The organism is Bradyrhizobium sp. UNPF46, assembly GCF_006658625.1.
Taxonomy (GTDB): domain Bacteria; phylum Pseudomonadota; class Alphaproteobacteria; order Rhizobiales; family Xanthobacteraceae; genus Bradyrhizobium; species Bradyrhizobium nitroreducens.
The window spans coordinates 51,430-66,547 of the sequence record NZ_LFJB01000010.1 but is presented as its reverse complement, the minus strand read 5'-3'; the positions used below and the strand labels follow the sequence as shown (position 1 = coordinate 66,547).

The window sequence follows — 15,118 nt, the reverse complement described above, 5'->3', positions numbered from 1 at the left end:
AGAGTCCCCCTCACCCCAACCCTCTCCCCGCAAGCGGGGCGAGGGAGAGGATAGGGCGCAGCCAGCCTCACGCCGCCGCGCGATCGCTTACGCCACCTTCGGATCGAGCTCGCCCTTGGCGTAGCGCTTGGCCATCTCGGCGGTGGTCAGGACGCGCTTGATCTTGGAGGCCTGGCCGGCGGTGTTGAACTCCTGCAGCCGCTGTTTGCACAGCTTGGTCATGGCTTCCATCGCCGGCTTCAGGTACTTGCGCGGATCGAACTCTTCCGGGCTGTCCTTCAGCACCTTGCGGATCTGACCGGTCATCGCCATGCGGTTGTCGGTGTCGATGTTGATCTTGCGCACGCCGTTCTTGATGCCGCGCTGGATCTCGGCCACCGGCACGCCCCAGGTCGGCTTCATCTTGCCGCCATAGGCGTTGATGATGTCCTGCAGCTCCTGCGGCACCGAGGACGAGCCGTGCATGACCAGATGCGTGTTCGGCAGCTTGCGGTGAATCTCCTCGATCACGTTCATGGCGAGGATGTCGCCGTCGGGCTTGCGGGTGAACTTGTAGGCGCCATGCGAGGTGCCCATCGCGATCGCAAGCGCGTCGACCTTGGTCTCCTGCACGAACTTCACGGCCTCGTCCGGATTGGTCAGGAGCTGGTCGTGGCTGAGCTTGCCTTCGGCGCCGTGGCCGTCTTCCTTGTCGCCCATGCCGGTCTCGAGCGAGCCGAGCACGCCGAGCTCGCCTTCCACCGAGATGCCGCCGAGATGGGCCATGTCGGTCACGGTCTTGGTGACGCCGACATTGTAGCTCCAGTCGCCGGGCGTCTTGCCGTCGGCCTTGAGCGAGCCGTCCATCATGACGGAGGTGAAGCCGGCCTGGATCGCGGTCATGCAGGTCGCGGCCTCGTTGCCGTGGTCGAGATGCACGCAGACCGGGATGTGCGGGTAGATTTCGGTGACGGCGTCCATCATGTGCTTGAGCATGATGTCGTTGGCGTAGGAGCGCGCACCGCGCGAGGCCTGGATGATGACGGGCGCGTCGACCTGGTTGGCCGCGTCCATGATCGCCAGCGCCTGCTCCATATTGTTGATGTTGAAGGCCGGTACGCCGTAATCGTTCTCCGCCGCGTGGTCGAGCAATTGACGTAACGTGATCCGAGCCATCTGTCTTGTTCTCCCGTTGGGGCCTCTCGGGCCGCTTGCTTACTTGATGCGCAGAACTTCAACGCCGGGCAGGGGCTTGCCTTCCATCCATTCGAGGAATGCGCCACCGGCGGTCGAGACATAGGTGAAGTCGCCGGCCACATGGGCCTGGTTGAGGGCCGCGACGGTGTCGCCGCCGCCCGCGATCGAGATCAGCTTCTTGGCCTTGGTGCGCTCGGCGGCGTGCTTGGCGGCCGCCACCGTGCCACGGTCGAACGGCTGCATCTCGAACGCACCGAGCGGCCCGTTCCAGACCAGCGTCGCCGCGTCGTCGATCGCCGCATGAACGCGGGCGATCGACTGCGGACCGACGTCGAGGATCATGCCGTCGGCGGGGATCGCATCGAGCCCATAGGCATGCGACGGCGCGTTCGCCGCGAAGTGATACGCGACCGTGGCGTCGACCGGGAGGATGATGGCGCAGTTGGCGGCGTCCGCCTTCTCCATGATGCGCAGCGCGGTCGGCGCGAGGTCCTTCTCGGCCAGCGACTTGCCGACGGCGACGCCCTGGGCGTGCAGGAAGGTGTTGGCCATGCCGCCGCCGATCACGAGCGCGTCGACCTTGGTGACGAGATTTTCCAGGAGGTCGATCTTGGTCGAGACCTTTGCGCCGCCGATGATGGCGATGACGGGCTTGGTCGGCGAGCCCAGCGCCTTCTCCAGCGCATCGAGCTCGGCCTGCATGGTGCGGCCGGCATAGGCCGGCAGCTTGTGGCCGAGCCCTTCGGTCGTGGCGTGAGCGCGGTGCGCGGCCGAGAACGCGTCATTGACCCAGATGTCGCCGAGCTTTGCCAGCTCCGCGACGAAAGCGGGATCGTTCTTTTCTTCCTCTTTGTGGAAGCGGGTGTTCTCCAGGCAGAGGATGTCGCCGTCCTTCATCGCCGCGACCGCCTTGGCCGCGGGCTCACCGATGCAATCCTCGGCAAACGCGACGGGTTTCTTCACGACCTTCGACAGCGCCTCGGCGACGGGCTTCAGCGAGTCCTTGGCGTCGCGCCCCTTCGGCCGGCCGAAATGCGCGAGCAGGATGACCTTGCCGCCCTTGTCCGAGATTTCGGTGATGGTCGGCGCGACGCGCTCCAGCCGGGTCGTGTCGCTGACACGCCCATTGTCCATGGGCACGTTGAGGTCCACGCGCAGCAGCACGCGCTTGCCCTTCAATTCGACGTCGTCGAGGGTGCGGAATTTGTTGGTCATCTCTCTTGTCCCGGGCGCTGCGCAGCGCGCAAGCGGTGCGCTGCAGAACCGGGACCCACATGACAGCGAGTCCCGCGGTTGAATGGGTCCCGGCTCTGCGGAGCAGCGCCGAGGCGCTGCACCGCGTCCGGGACACGAGACCTACGTTCTCAGATCACCTTCGCGATCGCGGCGGCGGTGTCCGCCATGCGGTTGGAGAAGCCCCACTCGTTGTCGTACCAGGACATCACGCGCACCAGTGTGCCGTTCTGCACCTTGGTCTGGTCCTCGTGGAAGGTCGAGGAGTGCGGGTCGTGGTTGAAGTCGATCGAAACGTTCGGCGCGCTGGTGTAGCCGAGGATGCCCTTGAGCTGCTGCTCGCTGGCGCGCTTCATCGCCGCGTTGATCTCCTTGGCGTCGGTGGCGCGCTTGGCGACGATCTTGAGGTCGACCACCGAGACGTTCGGGGTCGGTACCCGGATCGCGACGCCGTCGAGCTTGCCCTTCAGCTCGGGCAGCACGAGGCCGATCGCCTTCGCGGCGCCCGTCGAGGTCGGGATCATCGACATCGCCGCCGCACGGCCGCGGTAGAGATCCTTGTGCATCGTATCGAGCGTCGGCTGGTCGCCGGTATAGGCGTGGATCGTGGTCATGAAGCCGGTCTCGATGCCGACGAGATCGTTCAGCACCTTGGCGACCGGTGCGAGGCAGTTCGTGGTGCAGGAGCCGTTGGAGATGACGAGGTGATCCTTGGTCAGCGTCTCATGGTTGACGCCGTAGACGATGGTGGCATCGGCGCCGTCGGCGGGCGCGGAGACCAGCACGCGCTTGGCGCCGGCGGTCAGATGTGCGGACGCCTTGTCCTTCGAGGTGAAGATGCCGGTGCATTCCATCGCGATGTCGACGCCGAGATCCTTCCAGGGCAGCTTGGAGGGATCGCGCTCGGCGGTCACCTTGATCTTGCCGCTGCCGAGGTTGATGGAGTCGCCGTCGACGGTCACGGTGCCGGGGAAGCGGCCATGGACAGAGTCGAAACGGAGCAGATGGGCGTTGGTCTCGACCGGGCCGAGGTCGTTGATGCCGACGACCTCGATGTCCTTGCGGCCGGACTCGGCGATAGCCCGCAGGATGTTGCGGCCGATGCGGCCAAAACCGTTAATTCCAACGCGGACTGCCATGTTTCGTCTCCTTCAATGACCGTTGTCATCCCGCACAACGCGCTCTACGCGCCTGCGAGGGTTTTTTTAGGGGCGGACGCCCGGTTCGGCCGGGCGGTGCTTGATCATATGAGAGACTACGTAGTCCTTTTTTACGGCAAGCTCAACTCTCAGGAAACGCGCTTCAGCACAGCGTTAACCGCAGCCTCGGCGGTAATACCGAAGTGCTTGTAAAGCTCCTTTGCAGGGCCGCTTTCGCCGAAGGAATGCATGCCGATGAATTCGCCATCCTGGCCGATCACGGCGTCCCAGCCCCAGCGCACCGCGGCCTCGATCGCCACCTTCACCGGCGCGTTGCCGATGATCGCAGCACGCTTGGCCTCTGGTTGCGCTAACAACAGCTCGAGCGAGGGAACAGAGACCACCCGTGACGCGATGCCGCGCTCGGCGAGCTGCTTCTGGGCGGCGACCGCGATCTCGACCTCGGAGCCGGAGGCGAACAGCGTGGCCTTGGCTTCGCCCTGGGCTGCGACAAGCTCGTAGGCGCCGGCCGCGCAGGGATTGTCGTTCGGTGCGGTGGTACGCAGCTGCGGCAGGTTCTGGCGCGTCAGCGCCAGCACGGTCGGTCCGTCGACGCGGTTGAGCGCGAGCTCCCAGCACTCGGCGACCTCGATGGAATCGCAGGGACGGAACACGCGCATGTTGGGGATGGCACGCAGCGCGGCGAGATGCTCGACCGGCTGATGGGTCGGGCCGTCTTCGCCGAGCCCGATCGAGTCATGGGTCATGACGTAAACGACGCCGGCGCCCATCAGGGCGGCAAGGCGCATCGCAGGCCGCGCGTAGTCGGTGAACACGAGGAAGGTCGCACCGTTCGGCGCGAAGCCGCCATGCAGGAAAATGCCGTTCATCGCGGCGGCCATGCCATGCTCGCGGATGCCGTAATGGATGAAGCGGCCCTTCGGCGTCTTGGCCGAGAAGGCGGTCGCCGACTTCGCCTTGTTGTTGTTGGAGCCGGTGAGGTCGGCCGAGCCGGCCAAAAATTCCATCGGCATGGCGCCGGCGATGACTTCGATCACCGCTTCCGAGGATTTGCGGGTGGCCGCATTCATCGGCTTCTCCAGCAGCTCCTTCTTGTAGGCACGCACGGCCTTCGCCAGCGACGCCGGACGCTCGTGGCGCAGGCGGCGCTCGAACTCGGCGCGCTTGCGGCTGCCGAGCTCGCCGAGCCGGGCTTCCCATTCCTGCCGTGCGGCCGCGCCGCGGCTGCCGGCAGCGCGCCAGGCCTTCAACACGTCGTCGGGCACCGAGAACGGCTCGAGCGAGATGCCGAGATTTTCCTTGGTGGCCTTGAGCTCGTCGGCGCCGAGCGCCTCGCCATGCACCTTCGAGGTGCCGGCCTTGTGCGGCGAGCCGAAGCCGATGGTGGTGCGGCAGGCGATCAGCGTCGGCTTGTTGGATTTCTTGGCGCGCGTGATGGCATCTGCAATCGCCGCCTGGTCATGGCCGTCGATCTTCTCGGCGGCCCAGCCCGCCGACTTGAAGCGCTTCACCTGGTCGACGGAATCGGCGATCGAGGTCGGGCCGTCGATCGAGATGCCGTTGTCGTCGTAGAGCACGATCAGCTTGTTGAGCTTCCAGTGGCCGGCCATCGCGATCGCTTCCTGCGAGATGCCTTCCATCAGGTCGCCGTCGGAGGCGAGCACGAAAGTGTGGTGGTCGACGATCTTCTTGCCGAACTCGGCAGCGAGCATCTTCTCGGCGAGCGCCATGCCGACCGCGGTCGAGATGCCCTGGCCGAGCGGCCCGGTCGTGGTCTCGATGCCCTTGGTGCGGAAGTTCTCGGGATGGCCCGGCGTCAGCGAGTCGACCTGCCGGAACTGCTTGATCTGGTCCAGCGTCATCTCGGCATTGCCGGTGAGATACAGCAGCGAATAGAGCAGCATCGAGCCGTGGCCGGCCGACAGCACGAAGCGGTCGCGGTCCGGCCAGGCGGGCGCGGCGGCGTCGAATTTCAGGAATTGCGTGAACAGCACCGTGGCGATGTCGGCGGCACCCATCGGCAGGCCGGGATGGCCCGATTTCGCCTTCTCGACGGCGTCCATCGAAAGGCCGCGGATCGCGTTGGCCATACGGGTGTGATCGACCTGCGTCATGTCTGAAATCCGTCTGAAATGAGGCGCTTGGAGGCGACGTGCGCCCGCGCGGGAGGAGCCTGGCGGCCACTGAAGGTCGGGGCTGGGATAGCACCTCGGTTCCGGGAGTCCAAGGTGATCAAACGCCGATTTGGCCGCAAAAGTTGCCTCTGTGGAGATCGGTTTTCCGCCCGGCGCGTGCACGGGAGGAACTGGGGGATCGCAGCAGCCTCCTTCCGATTGATCGGTGCATAGTTTCGCGGCGGCGTTGCGCTTCCCTAGCTTGCCACGTAAATTTCTGCTTCTAACCGCTTGCCGAACCGAGTCTTTTGCCGGGCGGCAAGCCCCAGGAAAAGGCCACTGGGCAAAGGCCGCCAGGTTCCACCGCTGACTACATGAACGATCGCGTGTCCAACAGTGCCGCCATGACGGAGTCCTCCGCGGTCGAGATCGAGATCGCGACCCGCAGGCTGATGGCGGCGCTCGACGCGCTCGAAAGCGCGGTGGAGCGGCGGCGCGATGCCGATCGCGACGAGAACGAGCTGGCGGCCCGTATCCAGGCGCTGGGCGCCGACCGCTCGCGGCTTGCCGACGAGCTCGACGGCGCGCTGGTGAAGGCGCGCAAGCTTGAGCGCACCAATCGCGAGATCTCCGACCGGCTGGATTCCGCCATCGTCACGATACGTTCGGTGCTCGATACCGGAGAGGACGGATGAGCCACATCAACGTCACCATCAACGGCCGGCAGTACCGCATGGCCTGCGAGGAGGGCCAGGAGGTGCGGCTGCTCAAGCTCGCCGAAACCCTGGAGACACGCATTCAATCGCTGCGCGGAAAATTCGGCGAGATCGGCGATGCGCGCCTCACCGTGATGGCCGCGCTCACCGTCTGCGACGAGCTGGTCGACACCACCAACCGCGTCCGCACCCTGGAGCAGGAGCTGACCGAGCTCAGGGATTTCCGCAACGCCGCCGTCGAGCGCGCCCGCATGACGCAGACCGCCGTGGTCAACGCCCTGAACGCCGCCGCCGAGCGCATCGAGAAGTCGACCCAGGTCTTGAACCGCACCGTCGGGAATGGGATTGCGATCGGTTAGAGATTGGCGAGGCCGCTTCTCTTACCCTCCCCTGGAGGGGGAGGGTCGGCTTACATTGAGCGCAGCGAAATGTGAGACGGGGTGGGGTGACGGTCTCTCCGCATCGAACAGTGCCCGCGTGGAGAGATCACCCCACCCCGCTCGCGCTCCGCGCGATCGACCCTCCCCCTCCAGGGGAGGGTAAGAAAGCCCGGGCTGGCGATTCGTCAGTATCGTTGTTACATTGGCTCCGCGAGGCTGCGACGCGCGTCCGGAGCCATATATCCCCGGGGCCTTATCGATCCTTTAGGGAACTGTCCCTGGCCGGGCCCGTGGGCCCGGACATATGGTGCCCACCTACTTTCGTAGGGAACTCCGGGATCGAGTGCTTCAACGGCGTACGCGGCTTCGCACTGTTTCTTCTGGTTCGCGCTTGTTGAATGACGGCGGCCAATTCAACAGGTGTCATGCCCCGGCTTGACCGGGGCATCCAGTACGCCGCGGCATTTGTGTGAATCACTAACGCCTCTGGAATACTGGATCACCCTCTCCAGTGCGCAAGGGCGCACAAGGCGGGTGATGACGTGGAGCCCAAAGCACATGACCACCACCAAATCCGAACTCCGTGCCAAAGCCCTCGCCGCGCGCGACGCGCTCAGCGACAAGAAGCGCAGCGCAGCCGCCGCAAAGCTCGCCAAGCGCGGGCTGCCGTTCAAGCTGCTGCCCGGCAGCATCGTCTCCGGCTATTCGCCGATCCGCAGCGAGATCGATCCGATGCCGCTGATGAAGAAGCTCGCGGAGGAAGGCGCAAGGCTGGCGCTGCCTTGCGTCACCGCGCGCGGCCAGTCGCTGGTCTTCCGCATCTTTCATCCGAACGACCGTCTGATGATGGGCCCGCTCGGCATTCCCGAGCCGTCGCCGGCCGCCGCCGAGGTCATCCCCGACATCATGCTGACGCCGCTCGCGGCGTTCGACCGCCTCGGCCATCGCATCGGCTATGGTGCCGGGCATTACGATTTCACCTTCGCGCATCTGCGCAAGACCAAGAATATCCTCGGCATCGGGCTCGCTTTCGCGGCGCAGGAGATCAAGGCGGTTCCGGCACTAGCCCACGACGTCGCACTGGATTATGTGCTAACGGAATCGGACGTGTTCGATTTCCGGAGTTCTGAAGTTGCGCATTCTCTTCGTGGGTGATGTCGTCGGCCGTGCCGGGCGCAACGCCATCGCCGAATATCTGCCCGGCATGGTCAAGGACTGGTCGCTCGATTTCGTCGTCGTCAACGGCGAGAATTCGGCCGGCGGCTTCGGCATCACCGAAGCGATCTACCAGGAATTCCTCGATGCCGGCGCCGATGCGGTGACGCTCGGCAACCATTCCTGGGACCAGCGAGAAGCCCTCGTTTTCATCGAGCGCGCCGAGCGCCTGGTGCGCCCGGCGAACTATCCGCGCGGCACGCCCGGCCGCGGCGCCGCTTTGGTCGAGACCAAGAACGGCAAGCATGCCCTCGTCGTCAACGCTTTGGGCCGCGTCTTCATGACCCCGTTCGACGATCCCTTTGCCGCGCTCGAGCGCGAGTTGGGGGCCTGTCCGCTCGGCGTCGCCGCCGATGCCATCGTCGTCGACTTCCATTGCGAGGCGAGCAGCGAGAAGCAGGGCATCGGCTTCTTCTGCGACGGCCGCGCCAGCCTCGTCGTCGGCACGCATACGCACGTGCCGACCGCCGACCACCAGATACTGTCGGGCGGCACCGCCTACATGACCGACGCCGGCATGACCGGCGATTACGATTCCATCATCGGCATGCAGAAGGAAGAGCCGCTGCGCCGGTTCACCTCGGGGATTCCGTCGGGCAGGTTCGAGCCGGCGGCGGGCGCGGCGACGCTCAGCGGCGTCGCGGTGGAGACGGATGACGCGACGGGGCTCGCACTGAAGATCGCGCCGGTGCGCATGGGGGGACGACTGGAGCCGGCGACGCCGCGGTTCTGGTTGAGTTAGCTGGCGCGGCATCCGCGCCACCCTCCCCTGGAGGGGGAGGGTCGATCGCGCGCAGCGCGAGCGGGGTGGGGTGATCTCTCCACTCGGGCAGTGTTGGATGTGGAGAGACCGTCACCCCACCCCGCTACGCATTGCGCTTCGCTGCATGCGTAGCGACCCTCCCCCTCCAGGGGAGGGTAAGAGAAGCATCACTCTGCCGTCTGCTGCCTCAGCCCCGCCACATCCTTCGCCGTCAGCTTCGAGCCCTTCGTCCCGAACCGCGCCGTGACGTAGTTCGCCACCGCCGCGATCTCGTCGTCGGTGTACGCATTGCCGAACGCCGGCATCGACAGCGCACCGTCAGGCGTATGCCGCTTGGTGCCCGAGATCACGATCTGCGCGACGTTGGTGGCGGCGGGGTCGTTGACGGCCCAGGTGCCGGTGAGTGTTGCCATCGGCGAGACCGGGCTTTCGCCGCTCCAGCCATGGCAGCTGGCGCAGGCGCCGGCGAACAGCATCTTGCCGCGTGCGTCTGCCGTGATGCCTTCCTTGTGCGAGGCGGGCGCGACCGGGGCCGTGGTGGCGGGCAGCTCGGGCGAGGGTTGCGGTGGCACGCTGCGCAAGTAAGCAACGATAGCGCGGATGTCTTTCGGCGCGAACTGGCTGAAGCTGCGGTCCACGGCTTCGCCCATGGGGCCCGAGGCCGAGCCATGGCCAGGTGCGTGCCCGAGCGACAGATACGAGATCAGATCCTGGTCGCTCCAATTGCCGAGACCCGTGGCCTTGTCGGATGAAATGTTGAAGGCGCGCCAGCCCGCCGTGATCGCGCCTGCGAACTTCCTGCGGTTGTCCAGCGCGAAGCCGAGATTGCGCGGGGTGTGGCACTCGCCGCAATGCGCCAGCGCTTCAGCAAGATACGCACCGCGATTCCACTCCGGGCTCTTCGAGGTGTCGGGCGCAAAGCGCGTGTCAGGATTGAACACGGCCGACCAGACGATCATCGCCCAGCGCTGGTTGAACGGGAACGACAGCGTGTTGTCAGGCGCTTTCGCGCGCACCGGCGGCAGGCTGAACAGATAAGCCTTCACCGCCAGCACGTCCTCGTCGGTCATGAAGGTGTAGGACGTGTACGGCATGGCGGGATAGAGTCGCGCGCCGTCACGACGCTTGCCGTGTTGGACCGCGTTCAGGAAATCCTGGTCGCTGTAATTGCCGATGCCGGTGTCCTTGTCCGGCGTGATGTTGGTGGAATAGAGCGTGCCGAACGGCAGCTTGAAGGCGAGCCCGCCGGAATAGTCCTTCTCGCCGGGCTTGGTGTGGCAGACCATGCAGTCGGCCGCCTTCGCCAGATATTCGCCGCGTTCGACCAGGCTCGCTTTCTCCAGCTTGGCCGGCACGCCGGTCGGCTTGCCGGCGCGATAATCCGCCAGCGCCACTTTCGTGCCGCCGGCGAAGTCGAGCGGGCCGGGTCCGCGGATGATCCAGGCGCCGAGCCCTGCCGCGACGACGCCGATCACAACGACGCTCGTGAGGATACGCATCTTGCCGCTCATGCCTTCTTCCCCGCAGCCAGCAGTTTCCGATCGATCGGCAGGCGCCGCAGCGCCACGCCGGTTGCGGCGTAGATCGCGTTGCGCAGGGCAGGCGGTCCCGCCGTCGCGCCGGTCTCGCCGATGCCGCCGGGCGCCTCGCCGCTCCTCACGACGTGAACCTCGATCTTGGGCGTCTGGTTGATCCGCAGCATCCGGTAGTCATTGAAGTTGGATTGCTGGACGCGGCCCTTCTCGATGGTGATCTCGCCGTAGAGCGCGGCGGTCAGGCCGAAGACCAGACCGCCCTCGACCTGGGCGACGATCGTATCGGGATTGACGGCAATGCCGGTATCCACCACCGAGGTCGCGCGGCGCAGATTGATTTCGCCCTGCTCGTCCACCTCCGCTTCCACGACCGTTGCGATGAAACTTCCGAACGACGGCTGCAGGCACACGCCGCGCCCGACGCGGGCCGGCAGGGGCTGCCCCCAATTGGACTTCTCGGCCGCGAGGTTGAGGACGGAAAGGAAGCGCGGCGAATTGGCCAGCATGCCGCGGCGAAACTCGACCGGGTCCTTGCCGGCCTTGCGCGCCAGCTCGTCGATGAAGCATTCGACCGCAAACACGTTGTTGTTGGGGCCGACCCCGCGCCAGAAACCGGTCGGGATCGCCGGCGGTTCGGCCCTGACATACTCGACGTGGAAATTCGGGATCTCGTAGGGCACGTCGACCGCGCTGTCGACCGCGTCGATGTCGATGCCCTTCTGGAACGCCGGCGGCAGCCAGCGTGCGATGATCGCAGCGCCCGTGATCTTGTATTTCCAGCCGACGATCTTGCCGCCCGACAGGGTCGCCGCGATCGTGTCGCGATAGACCGGCCGATAGACGTCGTGCTGAATGTCCTCCTCGCGGGTCCACACCACCTTGACCGGACCTTCGACCTGCTTGGCGATGCGAACGGCCGTGACCACCATGTCGGGCTCGAGCTTGCGGCCGAAGCCGCCGCCCAGCAGGTGCTGGTTGACCGTCACCTTCTCGACCGGAAGCCCGGCGGCCTTGGCCGCCTCCGACTGCACGCGCGCCATGATCTGCGTGCCGGTCCAGATCTCGCAGGAATCAGGCTTGCAATGCACCGTGGCGTTCAACGGCTCCATCGTCGCGTGGGCGAGAAACGGCAATTCGAACGACGCCTCGAATTTTTCACCGGTCGCGAGGCCCTTGGCGACGTCGCCGGTGGATTTGGCGACCACGCCGTCCTTGGCGCTGGCGGCGCGCAGATCGTCCCAGATCGCCTTCGAATTGATCTTTGCGTTCGGTCCCTCGTTCCACTCGATCACGAGCGCATCGAGGCCTTTCTTGGCCGCCCACATGTGATCTCCGACGACGGCGACGAGATCGTCGAGCACGACGATCTGCCGCACGCCCGGGATCTTCTTCGCGGCGCGGTCGTCGACCTTGCCGACTTTGCCGCCGAACACCGGGCACTGCGCCAGCGTCGCGAACTTCATGTTCGGCACGATGGCGTCGATGCCATAGACGGCCTTGCCGTTGACCTTGTCGGGGGTGTCGAGCCGCTTGAACGGCTGGCCGATATAGACGAAATCCTTGGGGTCCTTGAGCGGGACGTTGTTGGGTGGCGTCTGGCCGCTCGCGGCAGCCGCGAGCGCGCCATAAGCGAGCGTCCGGCCGCTCGCCTTGTGGGTCACCACACCCTTCGATGTCGCGCAACTGGCGGGATCGACGCCCCATTGCGCAGCCGCAGCCTGCACCAGCATGGCGCGCGCGCTGGCGCCGGCGTCGCGCAGCGGCTTCCAGAAGGCCCGGACCGATGTGGAGCCTCCGGTCGCCTGAATGATGAAAATGGGATTGCCGTAGAGCTTCTCGTTGGCGGGTGCGTGCAGCAGTTGGACCTTCGACCAGTCCGCGTCGAGTTCTTCCGCCAGGATCATCGAGATAGCAGTGTAGATGCCCTGTCCCATCTCGACCTGCGGCATCACCAGCGTGGTCACGCCCTCCGAGTCGATCCGGATGAACGCGTTGGGTGCGAACTTGCCGTCGGTCGTATCGTTCGGCTGCACCGGCTCGTTGACGGCGGCGCGCAGCGGCAGATGGAAGGCGAGCAGGAAGCCGGTGGCGATGCCGCCGGTCAGAAGCGAGCGGCGGGAGACGGTGTCGAGTGCATTCATGGCGGACCTCACGACTGCCGGCCGTTGGCGGCCTGCTTGATGGCCTCGCGGATTCGCACATAGGTGCCGCAGCGGCAGATGTTGCCGGCCATCGCGGCGTCGATGTCGGAATCGTCAGGATTGGGCGTTGTCGCCAGCAGCGCGGCGGCCGCCATGATCTGGCCGGACTGGCAATAGCCGCACTGGATCACCTCGGCTTCCAACCAGGCCTTCTGCACCTTGGCGCCTGCGGGCGTGCTGCCGACATGTTCGATGGTGGTCACAGTGCGGTTCGAGACAGCGCTCACCGGCAACACGCAGGAGCGCACCGCCTTGCCGTCGACATGCACCGTGCAGGCCCCGCATTGCGCGATGCCGCAGCCGAATTTGGTGCCGGTCATGCCGAGGATGTCGCGCAGCACCCACAGCAGCGGCATGTCGGGTGGTGCGTCGAAAGTCTTCTGTTCGCCGTTGACGGTGAGTGTCGTTGCCATATGCATCCCCTTGCTCGCCGAACGCTCGCGGCGTTCGGCGATTTGCGCGCGACCATAATCATACCGATGCGAAACGATGAAGCTTCCAAATTCGCAGCAATGCATATTTGCGCAGCTGAGCCGGCAGACCATGACGTTCACGAATTTGTGCGGCGATCACTGCAGCCCATTTGGGCTAAATGATATGATAATCGTCATTTTTTGGCGCATTTTCATCGCGCGCGTCGTCGTCCTTCGCAAATTGTCGTGCGAATGTGCAAATCATGCGGTGATGAAATTCGTGCGTTTGTAAAAGTCAGTCGGCGGTGGTCCGACGGATCATCCGCGACGCCGATTGCTGTGCCCTCTCCCCTTGTGGGAGAGGGCGGCGACGTCAGTAGATGCAGACTCACTCGGGTGAGGGGTCTGTCTCCGCGTATGATCCTCTCTCATTCTCACGCAGCTCGGCCCGCGGTAGGCAGACGCCTCATCCGGCGCTTCGCGCCACCTTCTCCCACAAGGGGAGAAGGGAAGAGGGATGACAATGATTTCGGAATAATAGCATTATGCGCCTGTTTTGCCCGGCGAGTCAAAACAGGCCGCAGGCTGTCGGCGTAAGCCATTGATTTCGCATGCCCCGGCTACTGTGCATGGGGTTGTTTTTCAGATTTTTGGTTGAGCGGTGGTCAGCCCTGCCGGAATCCCATCCGGAAGGCGCCCCAGTGCTTGCCGCGGATCATGATCGGCGAGGACAGATCCTTCATCAGAACGAACTGCCCGCCGCCCATGTCGCGGCGGTAGGTCTGGAGCAGGAACGGCTTGGTGCTGCCGGCGACCTTCTTCACCGTGCGGTCGTTGAACAGGCGCCGGTTGCGGCAATTGGCGTTGTTCCAGACCGGGTCCTTGCCCTGCGGCAGGCGGTAGTTCGGGTTGTGGGTCGGCAGGTAGCCGCTCCGCGCCCAGGCCACGCAATAGACGATGCGCGGATCCGATTTCTGGATCGGGTCCTGGATCGCCGGCAGCACGCGGTCGGTGAACTCGACGTAATTGGTGAGATACTGCTTCGGGTCGGTGCCCGGAATTTCGCGGTAGGTCTCGTCGAGCAGCTGGTCGAGTGTGATGTCGCCACGATCGAGCGCGGCTTCGAATTCGGCCGAGATCCGCTTCGCGGTGTCGACCACGATGCGGATCAGCGGCGTGTCCGACGTCTCCACGCCGCTGTCGGCGATCAGCGCGATCAGGCCCTCGGACGTGTCGAGCAGCTTCGCCACCCGCTCGTCGGCGTTCTTGAGGTCGCGCGAGGAGAGATCGACGCCCTTGGCGAGCTCGCTCAGCTCGCTGATGACGGTGTCGCAATGTCCGAGATTGGAGGTCGCCGCGCGCGTGACGCTGCCGATCTCCGCCTCCACGGAAGCGAACCCTTGCTGGACGCGCGAGATGATGCCGGAGATCGCTTGCGCGCCTTCGCCGGCGGTCTTGGCGCGCTGCGAGGCGTCGCTGCTCTCGCCGATCAGGCCTTCGATCTGGCCGTCGAGATCGCGCACGGTGTCGGAGATCTGGTGCGTGGCCTGACGGGTGGCTTCCGCGAGGTTCTTCACCTCGCTTGCGACCACCGCAAAGCCGCGGCCGGCATTGCCGGCGCGGGCGGCTTCGATGGTGGCGTTGAGCGCGAGCAGATTGGTCTGCTTGGCGATCGCCTCGATCGAACCCGAGACCTTCGCCACCTGGGCCAGCGCCGAGCCGACGGCGCTGAGGCGGGCCTCGATCCGCTCCACCGCTGCAACGAGCTCGGAGATATGGCTGACGGCGGTGTCGACGGCGCTGCGCGACTGCGTGATCTCGCCGACAGCGGCCGACGTCGTGGTCTGCACGGCCTGCGAGGCGTTGGCGATGTCGTGGTTGGCCGAGACCATCGTCTCGGCCGTCTTCTGCAAATGGTGGAACCGTTCCGACTGGTTTGCGACGCGGCTGGCGACTTCCTGAACGTTGCCGGCAATATCGGCGAGTTCCACGCCGAGACCGCCGATGCGGTCGGCAAGCTGGTCGATCAGCCGCTCGGCCAGCGTGCGATTGGAGCCGGTGTCCATGACTGCAAGTTGTACGACGGACATGTTCGATGAGTCCTCCAGTCAGAGCCGCAACCCGGCTCACGGCGGCATTCCCATTCCGATTCAGCTTAAAAGGACGATTCGCTGCCGGCGTCTTGCCTGAGCGTGCACTCAGACGAAATCTA

The 15,118-nt window shown here is 65.3% G+C and carries 12 protein-coding genes and 1 other RNA gene; 5 read left to right on the top strand and 8 right to left on the bottom strand.

Annotated elements, in window-relative coordinates:
* Window positions 1–87 precede the first annotated feature (87 nt).
* From fba to tkt, 4 genes are all read right to left on the bottom strand, one after another.
* Entirely contained in the window at window positions 88–1,155 is a 1,068-nt protein-coding gene (gene fba, locus UNPF46_RS06025) for a class II fructose-bisphosphate aldolase (protein ID WP_142249426.1), read from the bottom strand.
* 39 nt (window positions 1,156–1,194) lie between these two features.
* Window positions 1,195–2,391: a phosphoglycerate kinase gene (locus UNPF46_RS06020; RefSeq protein WP_142249425.1), complete on the bottom strand. Its 1,197-nt coding sequence runs from the start codon at window positions 2,389–2,391 to the stop codon at window positions 1,195–1,197.
* A gap of 149 nt (window positions 2,392–2,540) precedes the next feature.
* Complete coding sequence (gene gap, locus UNPF46_RS06015) at window positions 2,541–3,548, bottom strand: type I glyceraldehyde-3-phosphate dehydrogenase (RefSeq protein ID WP_100175880.1); 1,008 nt, start codon at window positions 3,546–3,548, stop codon at window positions 2,541–2,543.
* 149 nt (window positions 3,549–3,697) lie between these two features.
* On the bottom strand, window positions 3,698–5,683 hold the full coding sequence (tkt, locus tag UNPF46_RS06010; RefSeq protein WP_142249424.1) for a transketolase: 1,986 nt from the start codon (window positions 5,681–5,683) through the stop codon (window positions 3,698–3,700).
* Between the two features lie 374 nt (window positions 5,684–6,057).
* Here tkt and UNPF46_RS06005 point away from each other — a divergent pair, with 374 nt between their 5' ends.
* The 5 genes from UNPF46_RS06005 to UNPF46_RS05985 all read left to right on the top strand — a co-directional run bounded on the left by UNPF46_RS06005 (window position 6,058) and on the right by UNPF46_RS05985 (window position 8,736).
* A complete protein-coding gene (locus UNPF46_RS06005) occupies window positions 6,058–6,378 on the top strand; it encodes a DUF4164 domain-containing protein (RefSeq protein WP_018318703.1) in 321 nt (106 codons plus the stop codon).
* A complete protein-coding gene (locus UNPF46_RS06000; protein ID WP_018646696.1) occupies window positions 6,375–6,758 on the top strand; it encodes a cell division protein ZapA in 384 nt (127 codons plus the stop codon). Before UNPF46_RS06005 ends, UNPF46_RS06000 begins: the two co-directional genes overlap by 4 nt.
* 231 nt (window positions 6,759–6,989) lie before the next feature.
* Window positions 6,990–7,150, top strand: a non-coding RNA gene (gene ssrS / locus UNPF46_RS05995) — 6S RNA.
* Window positions 7,151–7,337: 187 nt separating this feature from the next.
* A complete protein-coding gene (locus UNPF46_RS05990; protein WP_142249423.1) occupies window positions 7,338–7,934 on the top strand; it encodes a 5-formyltetrahydrofolate cyclo-ligase in 597 nt (198 codons plus the stop codon).
* The gene (locus UNPF46_RS05985; RefSeq protein WP_181769810.1) at window positions 7,912–8,736 is read left to right on the top strand and encodes a TIGR00282 family metallophosphoesterase; all 825 of its coding nucleotides are present in this window, start codon (window positions 7,912–7,914) and stop codon (window positions 8,734–8,736) included. The genes UNPF46_RS05990 and UNPF46_RS05985 overlap by 23 nt, the downstream gene beginning before the upstream one ends.
* Window positions 8,737–8,924: 188 nt before the next feature.
* On the opposite strand, the gene UNPF46_RS05980 is transcribed toward UNPF46_RS05985, so the two are convergent.
* From UNPF46_RS05980 to UNPF46_RS05965, 4 genes are all read right to left on the bottom strand, one after another.
* Window positions 8,925–10,268, bottom strand: coding sequence for a c-type cytochrome (locus UNPF46_RS05980; RefSeq protein WP_142249422.1), 1,344 nt, complete (start codon window positions 10,266–10,268; stop codon window positions 8,925–8,927).
* Window positions 10,265–12,433, bottom strand: coding sequence for a xanthine dehydrogenase family protein molybdopterin-binding subunit (locus tag UNPF46_RS05975; protein ID WP_181769809.1), 2,169 nt, complete (start codon window positions 12,431–12,433; stop codon window positions 10,265–10,267). The genes UNPF46_RS05980 and UNPF46_RS05975 overlap by 4 nt, the downstream gene beginning before the upstream one ends.
* Before the next feature lie 8 nt (window positions 12,434–12,441).
* Window positions 12,442–12,906, bottom strand: coding sequence for a (2Fe-2S)-binding protein (locus UNPF46_RS05970; protein ID WP_174718808.1), 465 nt, complete (start codon window positions 12,904–12,906; stop codon window positions 12,442–12,444).
* A 665-nt stretch (window positions 12,907–13,571) separates the two neighbouring features.
* A complete protein-coding gene (locus tag UNPF46_RS05965) occupies window positions 13,572–14,996 on the bottom strand; it encodes a methyl-accepting chemotaxis protein (RefSeq protein WP_100175875.1) in 1,425 nt (474 codons plus the stop codon).
* Window positions 14,997–15,118 lie beyond the last annotated feature (122 nt).